We start from the raw sequence: 17,314 nt of genomic DNA on the forward strand, positions 1-17,314 counted from the left end.
CGAAGGGAATCCGAAATGCACAACGCAGCTCGAGCGTCGATCGCGATCGCCGCGATCGCCACACTCGCTCTCACCGGCTGTTCCGCCGGAGAGTCCGAGCCCGACAGCGCGCCCACCCAGGAGGAGGCCGCACCCGGCTTCCTCGCCGTCGCCGACGAAGACTTCGCCACCGGAGGAGAACTCGTCGTACAACTCGACTACGACACCGCCGAGGCCAGCGGCCTCGACCCGCAGGGCGCGGGGGCGGCTCGCGCCTGGATGATCCAGGGCCTGGCCTACGAAACGCTCACCAGCATCGACGAGAACCTCGACGTCGTCCCGAAGCTCGCATCGTCTTGGGAGACTCCGAGCGACACCGTCTACGTCTTCACTCTCGTCGACGACGCGACGTTCTCCAACGGCCGGGCCATGACCGCGGACGACGTCGCCGGCAGTCTGCAGCGGCTGATCGACAACCCGACGACCTGGACCGGACAGCTGGGACCGGTCGAGAGCATCGAGGTGACGGGTGACCGCGAGGTGACCGTGACCCTGTCCTCGCCGCACACACCCTTCCTGGCGGCACTGGCCAATACCCCCGCAGCAATCCTCCCGATGGCCGAGATCGAGGCCGGCGAGATCGACATCACCACGGAGATGCTCGGAACCGGTCCGCTCGTGGCGACCGCACACCGCCAGGATGAGGAGTGGACGTTCGAACCGAACGAGTACTCACCGCAGGCGGATGCGATCGGTTTCTCCACTCTGACACTCGACATCGTCGGCGACGAGGCCACTCGGGCCGCCGCGCTGCGTGACGGCTCGGCGGACTTCGCGATCCTGAACTCTGCGGACTCGGCGGAACTGCTCTCATCGTCGAGCGACGTCACCGTGGCGGGCCAGCGCAACACGGACTACTTCTACGCGATGATCAACTCGATCGGAGGGCACGAAGCCCTCCAGGATGAGGAGGTGAGGTTCGCCATCAACTCCGCGATCGACCGCGCGGCACTCAACGAACTCACCTTGGGCGGCGAATCCGCCGCATCCGGAGTCTCACCGGCGGGTCTTCCCGACGCCTGCGCGGCCGACGCCCTGCCGTCGGCAGGTGCAGACCTCGCCTCCGCCAAGGCTGTCATCGACGAGCTCGGAGGCCTGGATCTCAACCTGCTGGTGTACAACAGCGAACCCGTCCTGGCCCAGATGGCACAGGTCATCCAGCAGAACCTCGGCGAGATCGGCGTGACCGTCTCCATCGAACAATTGGACTACGTCACCTACTCCGACTTCGTGTACGCGGATCCCTCGAACTTCGACATCGCGCTGAGCTGGTTCGCCGGCTACGCCGACCCTGCCATGGTCACCACCTGGTGGAACCCCGAAGCCGCCGGGTTCTCGTCGGTGTTCATGCAGGGCTCGCCCGAACTGAACGAACTCATCACCGAGGGCTACATCACCGAGCCGGGAGCGGAGCGTGCCGCCGTGTTCACCGACCTGTGCACCGTTGCCGACGAGCAGAGCGAGATGGTCCCGCTCCTGCTGCGTCCGAGCACCCTCGCATGGAACACCGAGACGGTGAGTCCCACGCTGACCGTCGACGAAGGATACGGCGACTTCCTCCGTTACGTCACCGAGTTCCGCGCGAACTGACATGCCCGTCGTTCTGTGGTCACTCCGGCGCATCGGCGTCGCTTTCATCACCCTGATCGGCGTGTCCGTGCTGATCTTCGCCTCGGTGCGACTGATGCCGGGTGACTACACCGACCTCGTCCTGGGCCCGCTCGCCACCGATGAGCAGCGGGCCCAGGCTGCGGCCGACTTCGGCCTGGACGCTCCCGTCATCGTGCAATACCTGCGATGGATGTCGGGCGTGTTCACGGGCGACCTCGGATACTCCTTCGTCTCGGGAGTGTCGGTATCGGAGGAGTTCGCCGCGAGGATGCCGGTGACCGCGACCATCGCACTCGTCACGATCATCGTCACGCTCGTGCTCGGCGTCTTCCTCGGCTTCTTCGCCGCCCTGCGCGGAAACGGCTCTTCCGGCGCCGCCGGACGGTTGGCCAGTGCGATCGGAATCAGTGTTCCCGAGTTTCTTCTCGCGGGCCTCGTCGTCTTCGCCGTCTCGACGCTGGGCCTCGGAATCTCGGTGGGACAGTTCGCACCGTTCTCCGAAGACCCGGGGCGGTTCTTCGCCTCGCTCGCGCTCCCCATCGCCGTGCTCTCGGTGGGTGCCACCGCCGTGGTGGCCCGCAACACCCGCGACGCAGTGATGAATGTCCTCGTCGAACCTCACGTACAGGCCAGCGTCGCCCGGGGCGAGTCGCCCTGGTTCATCATCCGTCACCATGTCCTTCGCAATGCCGCCGCACCGGTCCTCACCGTCGTCGGCTCACTCGTGGCCGTCCTGCTCGGCGGCACCGTGATCGTGGAGTTCATCTTCGATGTACCGGGTATGGGTTCGTACCTCGAGACAGCCCTCGGGCGACGCGACTACGCGATCATCCAGGCGGCGGTGATGCTCGCGGCGACCGTCTTCATCGTCACGAGCCTCGTCGTCGACCTCGTCGCGAACGCCGTGGACCCCCGCCTGCGCCTGACCGGAGGAGGAAAGCGATGACCGCGGTTCCCACAGCGGCGATCCGGATGCGGGCCGCCGTCACGACCTCGCGACGAGGGTGGCGCAGCATCGACCCGCTCTCGCGAGCCGCCGTCATCGTGCTGGCAGTGATCGTCCTCGTCACCATCGTGGCGACGCTCACGGGCCTGACGGGATCGACGAGCGCCACCGTCGGCGGACGTTTCGAGGGGCCCTCGTTGGCCGCACCGCTGGGGACCGACAACCTCGGCAGGTCGCTGCTTCCCCGCCTTTTCCAGGGGATCGCGACGACACTCGTCGTTTCCCTCGTCGCCGTTGCCTGTGCGGCCGTGATCAGCGTCGTCCTCGGCATGATCGCGGGCTACGTCGGCGGCGCGGCGAACGAAGCGGTCATGCGCGTGGTGGACGTCCTCTACAGCTTTCCCGCCCTCGTTCTGGCGATCCTCGTTTCGGCACTGATCGGACCGGGGCGTACGGCGGCGACGATCAGCATCGTCGCGATCACGATCCCCCTCATGACTCGCGTCGTCCGCCTCGCCACACGCGCCGTCTCCGAGCGGGACTTCGTGATCTCGGCACGGATCAGCGGAGTGTCCACTCCGCGCATCTTCGTGCGCAGGCTGCTTCCCAACATCTCCGGCACCGTCGCCGTTCAGGCCAGCTACGCCCTGTCCGTGGCCATCCTCGTCGAGGGCGGTCTGAGCTTCCTCGGCTTCGGGGTTCAGGTACCCGAGGCGTCACTGGGCCTGCTCATCCAGCAGGGGATGCTCTACATGACACTCGCCCCTCAACTGCTCGTCGTTCCGGGGGTCGTCCTCGTGGTGTCGATCCTGTGCATCAACATCATCGGTGACGGCCTGCGAGACCGCTTCGAACCCCGAGAGACGAGGTCTCTGACATGACCGGTGTGAGCATACGAGACCTTGTTCTCGAGTTCCCCGCCGCCTCCGTGCGCGCCCTGGACGGACTCGATCTCGAGGTGGCCGAGGGTTCCTCGATGGCGATCGTCGGCGAGTCCGGATCCGGAAAGTCGACCCTCGCCTCGGTGATCGGCCGGCTCCAGCCCGATTCGGCGCACATCCCCCGTGGACGCGTCCTGGTCGGTGAACAGGACGTCCTCGCGTTGAGTTCCAACGATCTGCGCGTCTTCCGGCGCGAACGGCTCGCCTACATCGCGCAGGATCCGATCGGCTCGCTCGACCCGACGATGCGAATCGGGCGCCAGCTGCAACTGGTGCTGCGCACGATCGGCGACGACACGTCGACGGCGCGACAGACGGGCCTCCTCGAAGGGATGCAGATCGCGCACCCCGAGCGTGTCCTGCGCCTGTTTCCGCATCAGATCTCCGGCGGGATGGCGCAGCGCGTTGCGATCGCGATGGCGATGTGCCGGCGTCCCCGCCTCCTCATCGCCGATGAGCCGACCGCCGCCCTCGACGCGCAGGTTCGCGAAGAGGTGATCCGGCTCATGTTCGAACAGGCACGGCACCTCGGCACCACGATCCTCTGGCTCAGCCACGATCTCACCGCGGTCTCACGATGGTGCGACGAGGTGGCCGTCATGTACGCAGGTCGAGTCGTCGAACGGGGGCCCGCCGGCTCGGTGTTCGACACTCCGGTACACCCGTACACGCGCGCTCTGGCACACGCCGACCCCTCCCGCGCGGCGCGCGGCGAACGCCTCGCAGGCATCCCGGGAACTCCTCCCCTCCTGCATGGCGAGTCTCTCGGGTGTGCGTTCGCACCCCGGTGTGCCTTCGCCCTGGATGAATGCCACGCGATACGGCCCGAGCCCTCCTCCATCCGTCACAGCCTCTGCATCCGCACAGACGAACTGGTCGCCAACGACCGAGAGGAGGTCTCGGCATGATCTCCCCACATCCCGTCGTCTCGCTCGATGACGTCTGCGTGACCTTCCGTACCGGCCACGGGGCGGCGCGCCGAGAGGTGCGCGCGATGTCACATGTCTCGTTCGATGTGGCACCCGGCAAAACCCTCGGCCTCGTGGGTGAGTCCGGCTCGGGCAAGTCGACGACCGGTATGGTCGTGCTCGGTCTGCAGCGCCCGGACAGTGGTTCGGTGCGATTCGACGGGGCTCCAATGGCACGTAGCCTGCGCTCACGCGCAGGACGGATGCAGGCCGTGCTGCAGCATCCCCGCTGGGCCATCGATCCGCGTTCGACGGTCCTCGGCGCGGTGCTCGAACCCCTCCTCGTGCACGAACGGCGCACGCGCGCGTGTGAACAGCGAGCTCTTTCGATGCTCGAACAGGTCGGGCTCACCGAGGCCTTCGCGTCTCGACGACCACATCAGCTCTCCGGTGGGCAACTGCAGCGCGTGAGCGTCGCCCGCGCCCTCGTGACGCATCCATCCTTCATCGTCTTCGATGAAGCCGTCAGCGCCCTCGACGTGTCGGTGCAGGCGCAGATTCTAAACCTCATTCAGGACCTGCAGGCCGAGCACGGCTTCGCCGCGCTGTTCATCTCGCACGACCTCGCCGCCGTTCGCTACATCGCGCACGACGTCGCCGTCATGCGCAGCGGAGAAATCGTCGAGCACGCACCCACCGACGTCTTCTACGAGATGCCCACCCACCCCTACTCGCGTCAACTGTTCCAGGAGCTCACATCGTGACCACGTCCCACCGCCTCGCACCCGTCATCGAAATGACAGCGCGCCCGTCGAACCGCGACTTCGACCTCAACCCGAGCTACGGCACAGACCGTGGGCAGGTCGAATACGACTTCGACGGCGTACTCATCGGCACCGCCGAGTACGCCGAGGGGCCGACGGGCGCGACGGTGATCTCGGTGCCCGCCGGAGCCCGCACGTTCATCGATCGCCGCGGCGGCGCCATCGGTGTGACGGGCCTCTACGCGTACAACCACGCGATCTGTCTCGCCGGTGGATCGGTCTACGGGCTCGCGGCGACCGCGGGCGTCGAAGAGACTCTGTTCGAGCGGGTGGGCTTCCGCGCCGGCTTCGACCAGCTGCAGCTCGCCTCCGGGGCCATCATCTACGACTACTCCGTGCGCGAGAACTCGATCTTCCCCGACGCACGCCTCGGAAGCGCCGCTCTCCGCGCCGCTCGTCAGGGCGTCGCGGAGGTCGGACTCGTCGGCGGAGGGGCCTCGGCATCGGCGGGGAAGATCGACCCCGCCCGTGTGGAGATGACCGGCCAGGGCGTCGCCTTCCGCCAGATCGGGGATGTGAAGGTGCTCGTGGTGACCGTCCTCAATCCCTATGGGGTCATCGTCGACCGAGACAATCGCATCGTGCGCGGAAATTACGACGCCGCGACCGGCGAACGCCGTCACCCGAGCGCGGACTACGAGGATGCCATCGGGGAGTCCCGACTGGCCGATCCCGTCGCGGGGAACACCACGATCACGACGGTCGTCACCAACGTCCGCCTCAGTGATGTGGAGCTTCGCCAGTTCGGGCTCCAAGTGCACAGTTCGATGCATCGCGGCATCCAGCCGTTCCACACGCAGCTCGACGGAGACACCCTGTTCGCCCTCACCACCGACGAAGTCTCGCTGCCCGCCGACCCCGCCACCTCGCGCGGTCGTCTCTCGCTCACCGCGACGGCGATCGGGAGCATGGCGAGTGAGACCGCGTGGGACGCGATCCTCTGCGCTGCGGGCTGAAGAATGTACGAATTCGAGAAGTATCGGGCTCCCAGCCAGGCAAACGTCGTCGATCTCGTGCGCACGCACCCCTTCGCGCTCATCGTTTCCAACGGTGGCGGTGCCGAGGGTGCCCCGACAGCCACGCACACGCCGGTGATCATCGAGCGGATGCCGACGGACGGCGGGTTCGTCGGTGCTGAACTGCTCGGCCACATCGCCCGGAAGAATCCGCAGTGGGAGCACCTCACCACGGGCGACACCGTGTTGCTGGTCTTCTCCGGACCTCACGGGTACGTGTCGCCGACCACATATGACGACGACCCCAACGTTCCCACCTGGGACTACGCGGCGGTGCATCTGACCGCGCGCGTGACCGTGTGGGAAGGCCCCGCCGAGGGGATGCACGTGGTCACCCGCACGGTGGAGGAACTCGAGAAGCTCGAGTCGACCCCGTGGGACATGACCACGTCGCTCCCCACCTTCGAGCGGATCGTCGGCGGCATCGTCGCGTTCGGGTTCGATGTCATCGAGCAGCGCACCGTGTTCAAGCTCAGCCAGGACAAGCCGCGAGAGGTGAGGGACAAGGTCGTGGCGGCGGCACGCGAACGCGGGTGCCCGCACGGTGCGGTCGCCGACCTCGTCGACCGAGTGGGGGGTTCGCGATGATCGTTCACGAATGGACCGCGGCGGCATCCGACCCCGTACAGGAGGGTCGTGCGTACGGCGACGTCTGGCGGCCACAACTCCGCGCGTCGCTGTCGGCGTATCTCGACCTCTTCGCGCAGTCCGCCATCCCGACCGCCGTCGCGCTGGACGTCGCGGATGGCTGCCGACTGATGACCGAGGAGCACGCACCGGAGATCGCGGCTGAGATGCGGGGAATGGCAGAGGGCAGCGGCCTCTCCCTCCTCGAGGTCTACCTGCTCGCCGCGCGCACCGAGGTGCTGGCTCGCTCACCCCAGGGCGGCGAATGCTCCACGATCGTCGATCTCTCGGATCCGTCCGCGCCGCCCAGAACACTTCAGACCTGGGACTGGCACGAGACGCTGTCCAATGAAACCGTCGTCCGCCGACTCACGTCCACCTCCGGAGCCCGCGTGGTGACCTTCAGCGAGTTCGGACAGCCCGCGAAGATCGGGGTCAACGACCGCGGAGTCGGCCTTCACTTCAACATCCTCCACCACACCAGCGATGGCGACTCCGCAGGAGTGCCGGTCCACGTCCTTGCACGCATGATCCTCGACCGCGCGCACGACCTCGACGACGCGATCGCTCTCGCCGAACGGACACCCTGCAGCGCATCGAGTGTGCTGACCGTCGTCACCTTCGACGGCGCGGTCGGCGACGCCGCATCCATCGAGGTCGCTCCCGCCGGTGTCGCGGTGATCCGACCCTGTGCGCACGGGACGCTGGTCCACACCAACCATTTCCTCGACCCCGTGCTCGCCGCCGGTGAGTACGCGCCGTACGTATCCACGACGGTGGAGAGGTTCAGATGTCTCTCCGACGCGGCTGCATCCGCTCAGTTACCGGACGCGTTCGCACGCGCCCGCGCCTTCGGTGCGATCCCGGATGCCCCCATCACGGTGCGCCCACGCGCCGATATGCCGGCGCACACGCGCTGGGAGACCAAACTCACCGTCGCCCTGGACGTGGAGTCCGCCGCTGTGGAGTTCGCCGCCCGTGCCCCCGCGGATGTGGAGGCCGAAGATTGGCGAAGGGTGACCGTGGAGGAGCGTACGGCAGACACGGCAGGGTGACGATCAGGCCTCCGCGTTGCGCATGTCGATCACGCGATCGGCGGCCTTGCCGACGGCGGTCACGAGCAGGACGACCACGGCGATCACGATCGCCGTGGTCCCGATCGCGACGTCCGACGGCTCGCCGGTGAGCCGGCCCACGGCGAGCCATGACAGACCCCACGTGAGCGCGAGCGCGGGGGCGATGTGCCACCCACTGGCCCACGCCAGGATCACGGCGATGATCCCGACGACGATGAGCACGGTGACGCCGAGCACGGTCGCGGCATCCGCCCACTCGGAAGGCCCCGTCGCGGTCAGCCACGCGCTCGTGTTCGCCACGGTCGCCAGGGACACCCAACCCAGGTGAAGGCCCGTCGACCCATCGATCAGGAGCGAGTCGAGCAGCCCTTCGGCGGGAATCGCCACCGTGCGCTGGAAGGCGATACACAAGACGAGGAGTAGCGCGACGATTCCCGCGACGGTGAGCGGGAGGGTGGTGAATTGCGCGAGCAGCAGCCAGCATCCGTTCAATACCGCCGACAGGGCGATCCACCACCCGAGCGCCCGCTGACGTGAACGCGCTCGTTGCCCCGGCAACGCCTGCCACACCGCGTAGCCGACGAGGAGCACATAGATGACGCTCCAGATCGAGAAGGCCGGGCCGGCGGGGGCCAGGACGGAACCGTCTTCGGCGAGTGCCCCGTCTTGCAGGTCCTGCACCGGGGTGCCGCCGAACGCTCCGCCGCCGACAAGAGCAGCGATGATCATGAACGACGTCGCAGAGAGCACGCCGATCTGTCGGACGAGGTCTTTCCCGTGAGTGACCATGCTCTGACGCTACGCCGCCGGCCGGCCCGCTGTCTCGGCCTTGACAGCGCTACAGCCGGGCGTCATCCCGCGAGGCCCAGACGCTCCTCCACGTAGGCCTCCAGCGGCACGTAGCCCCCACCGGCACTCCATCGGACGCTCACGACGCCGTCGATGGTCGCCAACGGCCCCGATACCCGGCCGGCCTGGACTGCCGTGAGGTCGATCGGCGTCCAGCCGAGGTGCACGACGGCGCCCTCCTCGAAGCCGCCGCGGCGGGCGGCCGCAGCCACTTCGGCGCGGTGGCGCTGGGCCTCAGCGGTGAAGCCCCGCCTCACCTCGGCGCGTGCGCGGATCACGTCACCGACGCTGTAGACGCCGTCGTCTCCGACGAGGAGCACGCCCAGTCGCCATACGTGACCGCGTGGCGCCACACGCACCGCGCGGGCCACGCCGAGTATGCGCTTGGGCTGCACGATCTCACCCAGGTGTTCGCGCGGCACCTCCGAGAGCCGAGCGCGCGCGTCGTCGAAGAGGTCGGCGACGCTCACGCCAGGTCGTCCTCGATCGGCTCGTCGCGGGGAGCGGGTGCTGCGCCGGTCGTGCGCCGGCGCAGCGCCATCGCGACGAGCGGAAAGACCAGAACCGACAGCATGCCCGCGCCGACAAGGACAGATGCGACACCCGAGGTGATCACCTGCTCGTCCACACCGATCGCGGTCACGGCGACGATGATCGGGAGCCCGGTGGCTCCGAGGAGCCCGACGGCAACGCGATCGCGGGGAACGGTCTGCTCCGGAGCGGCGAGCATCGACGGAAGTCCTCGCACGACGATCAGCACGATCGCGGTGGCAGGAACCAGCGCCAGCAGCACCGGGTTGGCCAAGAGCGCGTCGAGGTCGAAGGTCACCCCCGTGTAGATGAAGAAGATCGGCACCAGGAAGCCGAAGGCGATCGCTTCGATCTTGCTCTCGACGGCGTCGCGGTCGGCGGGGTCGGCATCCCTCATCATGAGTCGCCACACGATGCCCGCCGTGAATGCGCCGAGGAGGATATCCAGTTCGAGCACGAGGCTGAGGGCGACGAGGGCGGACACGATCAGGAAGACCAGTCGTACGGCGAACTGCCCCGATGTGTGCAGGGTCGCGTTGACCGCGCGGTGCATGGCCCCGGCAGGCACCACGAATGCGAGCCAGATCGCCAAGCCTGCGATCACGGCGAAGAGGGCAAGGATGACGGTCGACAGGCCCGGGTCACGCCCCCCGAGGAAGACCGAGATCGCGATCAACGGCCCGAACTCGCCCACCGCGCCGATCGCGCCGATCGCCCTCCCGAACGGCGTGCGCAGCTCACCGCTGTCGCGCAGCACGGGGAGGATCGTCCCGAGGGCGGTCGAGCTCAGGGCGATTCCGATGATGATCGCCGCCTCACCCGGTGCCAACAGCCACCCGAGACCGATCCCGACGATCAGGCTGATGAGCCAGCCGAGCGACGCGGTGCGCCCGCCGCGACCGCGGAACGCCGCGAACTCGATCTCGGTCCCCGCGACGAAGAAGAGCATCGCGACGCCGAACTCGGCCATGGTGTCGGCGAATGCCGTCGGCTCGGCCCAGCCGAGAACGCTCGGGCCGACGGCGATTCCGAGCAACAGCTCGAACACGACGATCGGCACGCGCACCCAACGCCCGAGTCCCCGCGCGAGGATGGGGGCCAGCACAGCCAGCAGCGGGATCGCCAGCAGTGTGGGTTCGAGGTGGTCCACGCGTTCAGATTATCGGCGCGCGCGACCCGGGGATCTCGTCAGGTGCGCGTCATGGCGCGAGACGCGAGAAGACGGGGGCGACTCCGCGCTCGAAGACACCGATCGTCCCCTCGGGGATCTCCTCCCAGTGGCGTCTGCTCCAATGCAACTCGAGCGGTTCCGAAACGACGAGCTGCGCGTCGGGAGGCAGCTGCTCGACTGCGCCCTCACCGATGTGGAGGGTCTCGGGGCCGATGCTGTGGAACAGCGACGGTCCCGCCGCCCCGCCGTCTGGGCTCGCCCACCGCAGCACGACGAGGCGGTCACCGTCGGATGCGCAGATCGTGGCGCGGAACGCGGCGGCCACCCCTCGCTCGGCGCGGGCACGTTCGACGCGTGCGACCATGCGGGTCAATGCCGCCACGGGGTCATCGGCGAGGCCGTAGGTCAGTGCGAGGAAGAAGCACACCTCTGTGTCGCCGTTGCCGAGGATGTGCGGGTAGAGGTCGGGGTCGACGTCGAGTGTCAGGTCGCGCTTGATCGCGTCGAACCCGCCGATCTCGCCGTTGTGCTGGAACATCCATCCGCCGTGGACGAACGGGTGGGCGTTCTGCTCGGCGATGGTGCCGCCCGGCGCCGCGCGCACGTGGGCGAGAAAGCAGCCCGACTCGATCTGCGCCGCCAGATGGCGAAGGTTCTGGCTGTCCCACGCCGGCGTCGTCTGGCGGTACTGCCCGAGCGCTCCCCCACGCCCGGACCAGGCCACACCGAAACCGTCGCCGTTGGTGGGGAAGGCGCGGTCACGGAACTGCGCGGCGGGGGCGTAGGTCGGCAAGAAGAGGTCGCGCGCGGTGAGGCTCTGATCGATCAACGAGTGATCGGGACGCACGATGACGTCTTCGATCGGCAGCGGCGATCCGAGGTACGAGATCCAGCGGCACATATCAGGACCCACTTCCCGTTCCCGCGAGACCCGGGAGCAGGGTCGTCAACCCCGCTGCCATGATCTCGAACGCGAGGATGATCACGATGAGGCCGACCAGGCGCAGCAGGATGTTCATGCCGAACGTCCCGAGCACCGCGCGGATGGGGGTGCCGAGCGCGAAGACGACGAACGTGATCGCGACGTTCGCCGTGAGCGCGAGGAACACCGTCATCGCCGGGTTGTCGGCGGCCGCGATGAGGATCGTGGACATGAATCCGGGCCCGAGGATCATCGGGATGGCGAAGGGGAACATCAGCGTCAAGAACGCGGCCCGTCGCCCCGCGGACTGCTGCTTCTCGGTCACCGGCGCCGCATCCGTTCCCGTGACCGAGCGGGTGACGGCCTCACCGACCGCGCCGCTCGGGGCCGACGCGGCGTTCGTCGCGAGGGATGCCGCCGCATCCGGAGAGGAGGCGTGCACGGATGCCGCCGCATGCGCGGCCGAGTGGCCTCGGCGCACGAGGTCGTGCACGACACGCCAGAGGCTCCGGCCCGACTTCTTGGTGTCATCGACGTGCGTGTTCATCATCGCCAGCCCCGAGAGCAGGATCACGAAGCCCCCGCCTACGCGGAGCCCGGCGATGTCGATACCGAAGAACCCGAGCACGGCGTTGCCGGCGAACAGGACGATGACCCCGCCGACCCAGACCGTCGCCACCGTGATGAGCGCGGCGAGCAGTTTCTCAACCACGCCCGAGAGGGGGGATGTGTACCCCAAGAAGAACGGAATGCCCGAGAAGGGGTTCGCGATGGCGAACATCGCGCCGAAGACGGCGACGAACCCGACGATGTGTGAATCCATGTGACTCCCTGCGTGCGTTCGCTGCCACGGAGTGGCAATCCCACACCCAGCCTGGCGTGTGTCGAAACCCCGGACGAGACGAACCCGCCGACTCGGCACGGAACCGACGCATCAAGGCTTGGCATGAATCGGCCTCTCGCCTGACCCGCACGGATGGGAGAGTGGACGGACCCTCGTCATCGCCCTCTGGAGAAGTCCGTGCCCTCGCGCCCTGCACCGACCCTCGCTGCCCTCGTGGGTGGCGTGTACCTGCCGATGCTGCTTGCTCAGATCGGGGTCGGGGCGCTCATCCCGATCATCCCGCACGCCGCGGTGACGCTGGGAGCGACGCTCGCGATCGCCGGCGTCATGTCTGCCCTCCTTCCGGCCGCACGCGCCGCGTTCGACATCCCCGGCGGCACCCTGCTCGCCCGCATCGGCCTGCGGCGCACGATGCTCGCCGCGTGTGCGATCGCGGTGGTCGCCTACGCCGTCGCCGCGCTCCACCTGTCGATCTGGCTTCTCGCTGTGGCGATCGCCGTCGTCGGGCTCTCGAGCGCGTCCCTCCTCGTGGCCACCCAGACCGCCCTCAACGCACTCGTTCCGGCGAACCGACACGCCTCGACGATGGCCGCTCTCAGTGCAGTCGTGAGTGTCGGCGGCATCGCCGGTCCCCTCATCGGATCGGCGATCATCGGAGCCAGTTCCATCTGGGTCGTGATGTGGTTCTGCGCCGCGGCCACGGTCCTCGCGGCCGTCGCGATCGTCCTGTCTCCGCTCCTGCGGCAGGCCGAAGCCTCGACCGGCGAGCGCGTGGCGACGCGGACGGTGCTCGCACGCAACCGGGCTGTCCTCTCCACCGTCGGGCTCGGGGTCTTCTTCGGGTGCGTACTGCGAGGGGTGCCCCAGATGGGGCTTCCGTTGTGGACCGAACACCTCGGGTTCGACCCTGCGACCACCTCGCTCGTCTATGCGATCTTCGCCGGGGGCGTGCTGGCCGGAACCCCCGTCAGCGCGTTCCTCGCCCGACGCTTCGGGCGCCTCACCCCTCTGACGATCACGCTGACGGGTTCCGCCGCGCTCACGGTCGTGCTCGTCTTCACACATGCCACCGTCGACGTCACCGTATGCGCGGGTGCTCTCGGCGTACTGATCGGCATCGGCAGCGGACTGTTCCTCACGATGGCCACCGACGTCGTCCACGAAGACCAGGCGGAGTTCTTCGGTGTGTGGCGCGTACTCATCGATGGCGGTCTGACCGCGGCGCCGATTCTGCTGGCGGTGGCTTCGGCCGCATCACTGCTTGCCGGTGGCCTCGTGCTCGGGGCGGCGATGGCCGTACCCTCCGGCATCCTCATCGCGCGGTTCCTCCCGCGCTACACCCCGCAGGCTTCCCGTCGCGCCCGTCGTGCCGCAGGTCTCCCGGTCGACGCCGGGTGAGCGCAGACACGCCTCAGTCGAGCGCTCGGCGTGCCTTCTGAGCCGCCTGGGAGGCATCGGCGGCGGCCCGGGAGGCGGCTTCGGCCTCGACCGTGCGCTCATCCAGCTCTGCTTCGGCCTTGCGGGCGTCCGCCTCGAAGCGTTCGAGCTCGGCGTGAAGCTCGTCGACGCGCTCTCGCAGGTGATCGACGCGCTCGCGACTGCGCTCGCGTCGTGCTTCGGCCCGCGCGAGGTCGCGGGCAGCGGCGGCGGCGCGCTGATCCGCCTCGCGAGCCGCGCGCTCGGCGGCCTTGCGGACGCGTCGTTCGGCGAGATCGTCGCGACGCACCGGCGCGACGATGCCCGGAACCGACCCGCCCACCGATGCGGCGAGCACACTCGCGTCCAGATCTCCGCCGTCGAGCGGCTTGACGAGCCTGCCGCTCAACACAGCGGCCGCAGCGGCCGCATCGGTTACGGCGGCGTTGATCGTCCGTTCGATCTGCTCCCGCGCCGCGGGGCTGATGCCCGCTCCCGCTTCGTCAGCCAGCTCGGCGGCGTGACCGGCCAGCGCGGCGACGAGCGCGCGGCGCTGCCGTCCGAGGCGCGACAGTTCCGCGGCGTCGAGATCGTCCTGTGCTTCGCGCATCGCCGCGGACAACTGCACCGCCTCGGCGAGTTCACCGCGCTGCACGAGGAGGTTCACCGCCCATGCGGATACCGTCGGCTTTCGCAGTGCGCGGATCGCGGCGGCATCGCCCCCGCGTGCGCGGGCGTTGCGCTCCGCGGTGAAGCGGTCCGGCGGCAGGACGTAGAGCTCCGCCGCGATCGCGTCGAGGTCGCCGGCCATGCCGTCATTGTGCCGCGCCGCCGTCCACACCGCACGCCCCTCCCCGTGACACGCTCGCGCGAGTGCGCCGAACAGCTCACCACCGGCACGAGCGGCCCAGCCCGCCGGCACGCCGGAGGGGCTGGTCGCGCGATCGGCTCACAGGACGGATGCCGCCTGTCGGGCGGCGCCGAGGGCGACGTACTCCCCGGTCGCCGGCACCTCGACGGGCACACCGAAGACGTCGGGCGCGATGATTCTGACCGCCTCGGACTGCGCACCCCCGCCGATCAGCAACACGCGCTCGACCGACACGCCTACGCCGCGCACGGCGTCCAACCCCGCCCGCAGGCCCGAGAGCATGCCCTCGACTGCGGCGCGCGCAAGATTCTCCCGCGTCGTCGACGCCAACGTCATGCCGGTCAGCGATGCGGTGGCGTCGGGGAGATTCGGAGTGCGTTCCCCTTCGAAGTAGGGAACGAGCGTGAGACCGTCGGCGGCAGGCGCCGCCGTCAGGGCGAGACGCGACAGTTCGACATGGTCGACCGCGAGCAAATCGCCGATCGCGTCGAGCACGCGGGCGGCGTTGAGCGTCGCGACAAGCGGGAGGAAGTTCCCCGCGGCGTCGGCGAAGCCGGCGACGGTGCCCGACGGATCGATCGTTCTGGTGCGACTCACCGCGAAGACCGTTCCGCTGGTGCCGATCGACACCACGGCGTCGCCGAGGGTGGCCCCGACGCCCAGAGCCGCGCCGGCGTTGTCCCCGCATCCGGCAGCGACGCGGCGGCCGGCGGCATCTGACACGGATTCGCGCGGGCCGAGCACGCGCGGGAGGACGGCATCGTGACCGAGCGCGGCGGCGAACAGTTCACGGTCGTAGTCGCCGGTCGCCGGGTTCCAGTAGCCGGTCCCCGAGGCATCCGAGCGGTCCGTGATCAGCTCGTCCAGCACGGGCTTGTCGGGCCCGAAGCCGCGCAGGCGCCACGTCAGCCAGTCATGCGGAAGTGCGACGGCGTCGACCCGAGCCGCGACGTCCGGCTCGTTGTCGCGCAACCAGCGCACCTTCGAGATGGTGAACGATGCGACCGGCACGAGGCCGGTGCGCTCGGCGAGCGCGGCAGCGCCGTACTCGCCGATCAGGGCGGCCGCGGCATCCGCCGATCTCGTGTCGTTCCACAGCAGGGCGTCGCGCACGACACGGCCGTCCGCATCGAGGGCGACCATGCCGTGTTGCTGCCCGCCGATGGACCAGGCGACCACGTCGTCGAGTCCCCCGGCGTCCGCGATCGCGTGCTGCAACGCGTGCCACCAGGCCTCGGGGTCGACAGCGGTACCCGCCGGGTGGGTGGCTCTCCCCTCGCGCACGATGGCGCCCGACTCGGCATCGACGATCACGACCTTGCACGACTGCGTCGACGAGTCGACGCCCATCACCAGCGGCATGCTTCGTATCCTTCCATTCGCGGGAGCGGCGTCGATGCCGATGCCCGCCTGCGGTCAGCGGGCGCCGAGAAGGTGTTCCGTGGCGAGTTGCTGCAGACGCACGAACCCGCCACCCTTGCCGTTGAAGGATGCATCGGCGTCGAAGTCCTCGTACGCCGACCGGTCGGCGAGGAAGTCGGTGTAGGTCTCACCCGGCGACAGCGTCGGCACGGCCAGCTCATCGACCTTCGCGGCCGCCAGCGCCTCCTGTACCTCGGGGTCTGCGCGGAAGGCAGCGGCACGCTCCTTGAGCAGGAGGTAGGTGCGCATGTTCGCCGCGGCAGACTCCCAGACACCCACCTCGTCCTCGGTGCGCGATGGCTTGTAGTCGAAGTGCCGGGGGCCGTTGTAGGTGGGACCGCCGTCGACACCGCCGTTCTCGAGCAGATCCACCAACGCGAAGGCGTTGTGCAGGTCGCCGTGCCCGAACACGAGATCCTGGTCGTACTTGATGCCACGCTGACCGTTCAGGTCGATGTGGAAAAGCTTGTCGTGGTACAGCGCCTGGGCGATACCCGCGGCGAAGTTGAGCCCCGCCATCTGCTCGTGCCCGACCTCGGGGTTGAGACCGACCATCTCGGGACGCTCGAGTGACGAGATGAACGCCAACGCGTGACCGACCGTCGGCAGCAGGATGTCGCCGCGCGGCTCGTTCGGCTTCGGTTCGATGGCGAAGCGGATGTCGTACCCCTTGTCGACCACGTACTGACCGAGCAGGTCCACGGCCTCGCGGTAGCGCTCGAGCGCCTGGCGGATGTCTTTCGCCGAGTCGTACTCGGCGCCCTCGCGGCCGCCCCACATGACGAACGTCTTCGCACCGAGCTCGGCTCCGAGGTCGAGCTGACGGAAGACCTTGCGCAGGGCGTACCGCCGCACGTCACGATCGTTCGCGGTGAATCCGCCGTCTTTGAAGACAGGCGCCGAGAACAGGTTCGTCGTGACCATCGGGACGACCATGCCGGTCTCGGCGAGTGCGCCCTTGAGCCGCTCGATCTGGCGGTCGCGGTCCGCGTCGCTCGATCCGAACGCGAACAGGTCGTCGTCGTGGAACGTGAGGCCATAGGCACCGAGTTCGGCGAGCTTCTCGACGACGTGTACGACGTCGAGCGGCGCCCGGGTGGGCCCCCCGAACGGGTCGGTGCCGTCATATCCGACCGTCCACAGCCCGAACGAGAACCGGTCATCACGAGTAGGGGTAGTCATAGTTTCCTCACCGTCGAGATAAATTGTTGCGCCTCACAACCTATACGTCTCGCTCGTTCTCGTCTACACCCTCGCCACGCTGGTTTCGGCCGCAACGGTCGAACCATCCGGCCCGCAC

General features: G+C 68.5%; 17 protein-coding genes. 9 read left to right on the forward strand and 8 right to left on the reverse strand.

Annotated elements, in window-relative coordinates; translation table 11 throughout:
* Positions 1–15: 15 nt before the first annotated feature.
* The 8 genes from ACFQZV_RS00380 to ACFQZV_RS00415 are packed head-to-tail and all read left to right on the forward strand — an operon-like array spanning position 16 to position 7,967.
* Complete coding sequence (locus ACFQZV_RS00380) at positions 16–1,629, forward strand: ABC transporter substrate-binding protein (RefSeq protein WP_378753649.1); 1,614 nt, start codon at positions 16–18, stop codon at positions 1,627–1,629.
* A 1-nt stretch (position 1,630) separates the two neighbouring features.
* A complete protein-coding gene (locus ACFQZV_RS00385; protein ID WP_378753651.1) occupies positions 1,631–2,596 on the forward strand; it encodes an ABC transporter permease in 966 nt (321 codons plus the stop codon).
* Complete coding sequence (locus tag ACFQZV_RS00390; RefSeq protein WP_378753653.1) at positions 2,593–3,477, forward strand: ABC transporter permease; 885 nt, start codon at positions 2,593–2,595, stop codon at positions 3,475–3,477. Before ACFQZV_RS00385 ends, ACFQZV_RS00390 begins: the two co-directional genes overlap by 4 nt.
* Positions 3,474–4,445, forward strand: a complete 972-nt coding sequence (locus ACFQZV_RS00395; protein WP_378753655.1) for an ABC transporter ATP-binding protein — start codon at positions 3,474–3,476, stop codon at positions 4,443–4,445. The genes ACFQZV_RS00390 and ACFQZV_RS00395 overlap by 4 nt, the downstream gene beginning before the upstream one ends.
* Positions 4,442–5,209 carry an ATP-binding cassette domain-containing protein gene (locus tag ACFQZV_RS00400; protein ID WP_378753657.1) on the forward strand — a complete coding sequence of 256 codons (768 nt, stop codon included), beginning with the start codon at positions 4,442–4,444 and terminating at the stop codon, positions 5,207–5,209. Before ACFQZV_RS00395 ends, ACFQZV_RS00400 begins: the two co-directional genes overlap by 4 nt.
* Positions 5,206–6,225 (forward strand): P1 family peptidase, encoded by a 1,020-nt coding sequence (locus ACFQZV_RS00405; protein ID WP_378753659.1) that lies wholly within the window; start codon positions 5,206–5,208, stop codon positions 6,223–6,225. The genes ACFQZV_RS00400 and ACFQZV_RS00405 overlap by 4 nt, the downstream gene beginning before the upstream one ends.
* Positions 6,226–6,228: 3 nt before the next feature.
* The gene (locus tag ACFQZV_RS00410; protein ID WP_378753661.1) at positions 6,229–6,873 is read left to right on the forward strand and encodes an FMN-binding negative transcriptional regulator; all 645 of its coding nucleotides are present in this window, start codon (positions 6,229–6,231) and stop codon (positions 6,871–6,873) included.
* Entirely contained in the window at positions 6,870–7,967 is a 1,098-nt protein-coding gene (locus tag ACFQZV_RS00415; protein ID WP_378753663.1) for a C45 family autoproteolytic acyltransferase/hydolase, read from the forward strand. The genes ACFQZV_RS00410 and ACFQZV_RS00415 overlap by 4 nt, the downstream gene beginning before the upstream one ends.
* A gap of 3 nt (positions 7,968–7,970) precedes the next feature.
* Here ACFQZV_RS00415 and ACFQZV_RS00420 read toward each other — a convergent pair whose 3' ends face one another.
* From ACFQZV_RS00420 to ACFQZV_RS00440, 5 genes are all read right to left on the reverse strand, one after another.
* On the reverse strand, positions 7,971–8,777 hold the full coding sequence (locus ACFQZV_RS00420) for a TspO/MBR family protein (RefSeq protein ID WP_378753665.1): 807 nt from the start codon (positions 8,775–8,777) through the stop codon (positions 7,971–7,973).
* 62 nt (positions 8,778–8,839) lie between these two features.
* The gene (locus tag ACFQZV_RS00425; RefSeq protein WP_378753667.1) at positions 8,840–9,307 is read right to left on the reverse strand and encodes a glutaminase; all 468 of its coding nucleotides are present in this window, start codon (positions 9,305–9,307) and stop codon (positions 8,840–8,842) included.
* Entirely contained in the window at positions 9,304–10,518 is a 1,215-nt protein-coding gene (locus ACFQZV_RS00430; protein ID WP_378753669.1) for a cation:proton antiporter, read from the reverse strand. The genes ACFQZV_RS00425 and ACFQZV_RS00430 overlap by 4 nt, the downstream gene beginning before the upstream one ends.
* A gap of 49 nt (positions 10,519–10,567) precedes the next feature.
* Positions 10,568–11,440: a class II glutamine amidotransferase gene (locus ACFQZV_RS00435; RefSeq protein ID WP_378753671.1), complete on the reverse strand. Its 873-nt coding sequence runs from the start codon at positions 11,438–11,440 to the stop codon at positions 10,568–10,570.
* A 1-nt stretch (position 11,441) separates the two neighbouring features.
* Positions 11,442–12,284: a MarC family protein gene (locus ACFQZV_RS00440; RefSeq protein ID WP_378753673.1), complete on the reverse strand. Its 843-nt coding sequence runs from the start codon at positions 12,282–12,284 to the stop codon at positions 11,442–11,444.
* Between the two features lie 198 nt (positions 12,285–12,482).
* On the opposite strand from ACFQZV_RS00440, the gene ACFQZV_RS00445 reads away from it, so the two are divergent.
* Positions 12,483–13,703 (forward strand): MFS transporter, encoded by a 1,221-nt coding sequence (locus ACFQZV_RS00445; protein ID WP_378753675.1) that lies wholly within the window; start codon positions 12,483–12,485, stop codon positions 13,701–13,703.
* 13 nt (positions 13,704–13,716) lie between these two features.
* Here ACFQZV_RS00445 and ACFQZV_RS00450 read toward each other — a convergent pair whose 3' ends face one another.
* The 3 genes from ACFQZV_RS00450 to xylA all read right to left on the reverse strand — a co-directional run bounded on the left by ACFQZV_RS00450 (position 13,717) and on the right by xylA (position 17,196).
* The gene (locus ACFQZV_RS00450) at positions 13,717–14,532 is read right to left on the reverse strand and encodes a transposase (RefSeq protein WP_378783221.1); all 816 of its coding nucleotides are present in this window, start codon (positions 14,530–14,532) and stop codon (positions 13,717–13,719) included.
* Positions 14,533–14,670: 138 nt separating this feature from the next.
* Entirely contained in the window at positions 14,671–15,954 is a 1,284-nt protein-coding gene (gene xylB, locus ACFQZV_RS00455; protein ID WP_378753927.1) for a xylulokinase, read from the reverse strand.
* Positions 15,955–16,008: 54 nt separating this feature from the next.
* Complete coding sequence (gene xylA / locus ACFQZV_RS00460; RefSeq protein ID WP_378753925.1) at positions 16,009–17,196, reverse strand: xylose isomerase; 1,188 nt, start codon at positions 17,194–17,196, stop codon at positions 16,009–16,011.
* Positions 17,197–17,314: the final 118 nt, after the last annotated feature.

Source organism: Microbacterium koreense, from assembly GCF_042677105.1.
Lineage (GTDB): Bacteria > Actinomycetota > Actinomycetes > Actinomycetales > Microbacteriaceae > Microbacterium > Microbacterium koreense.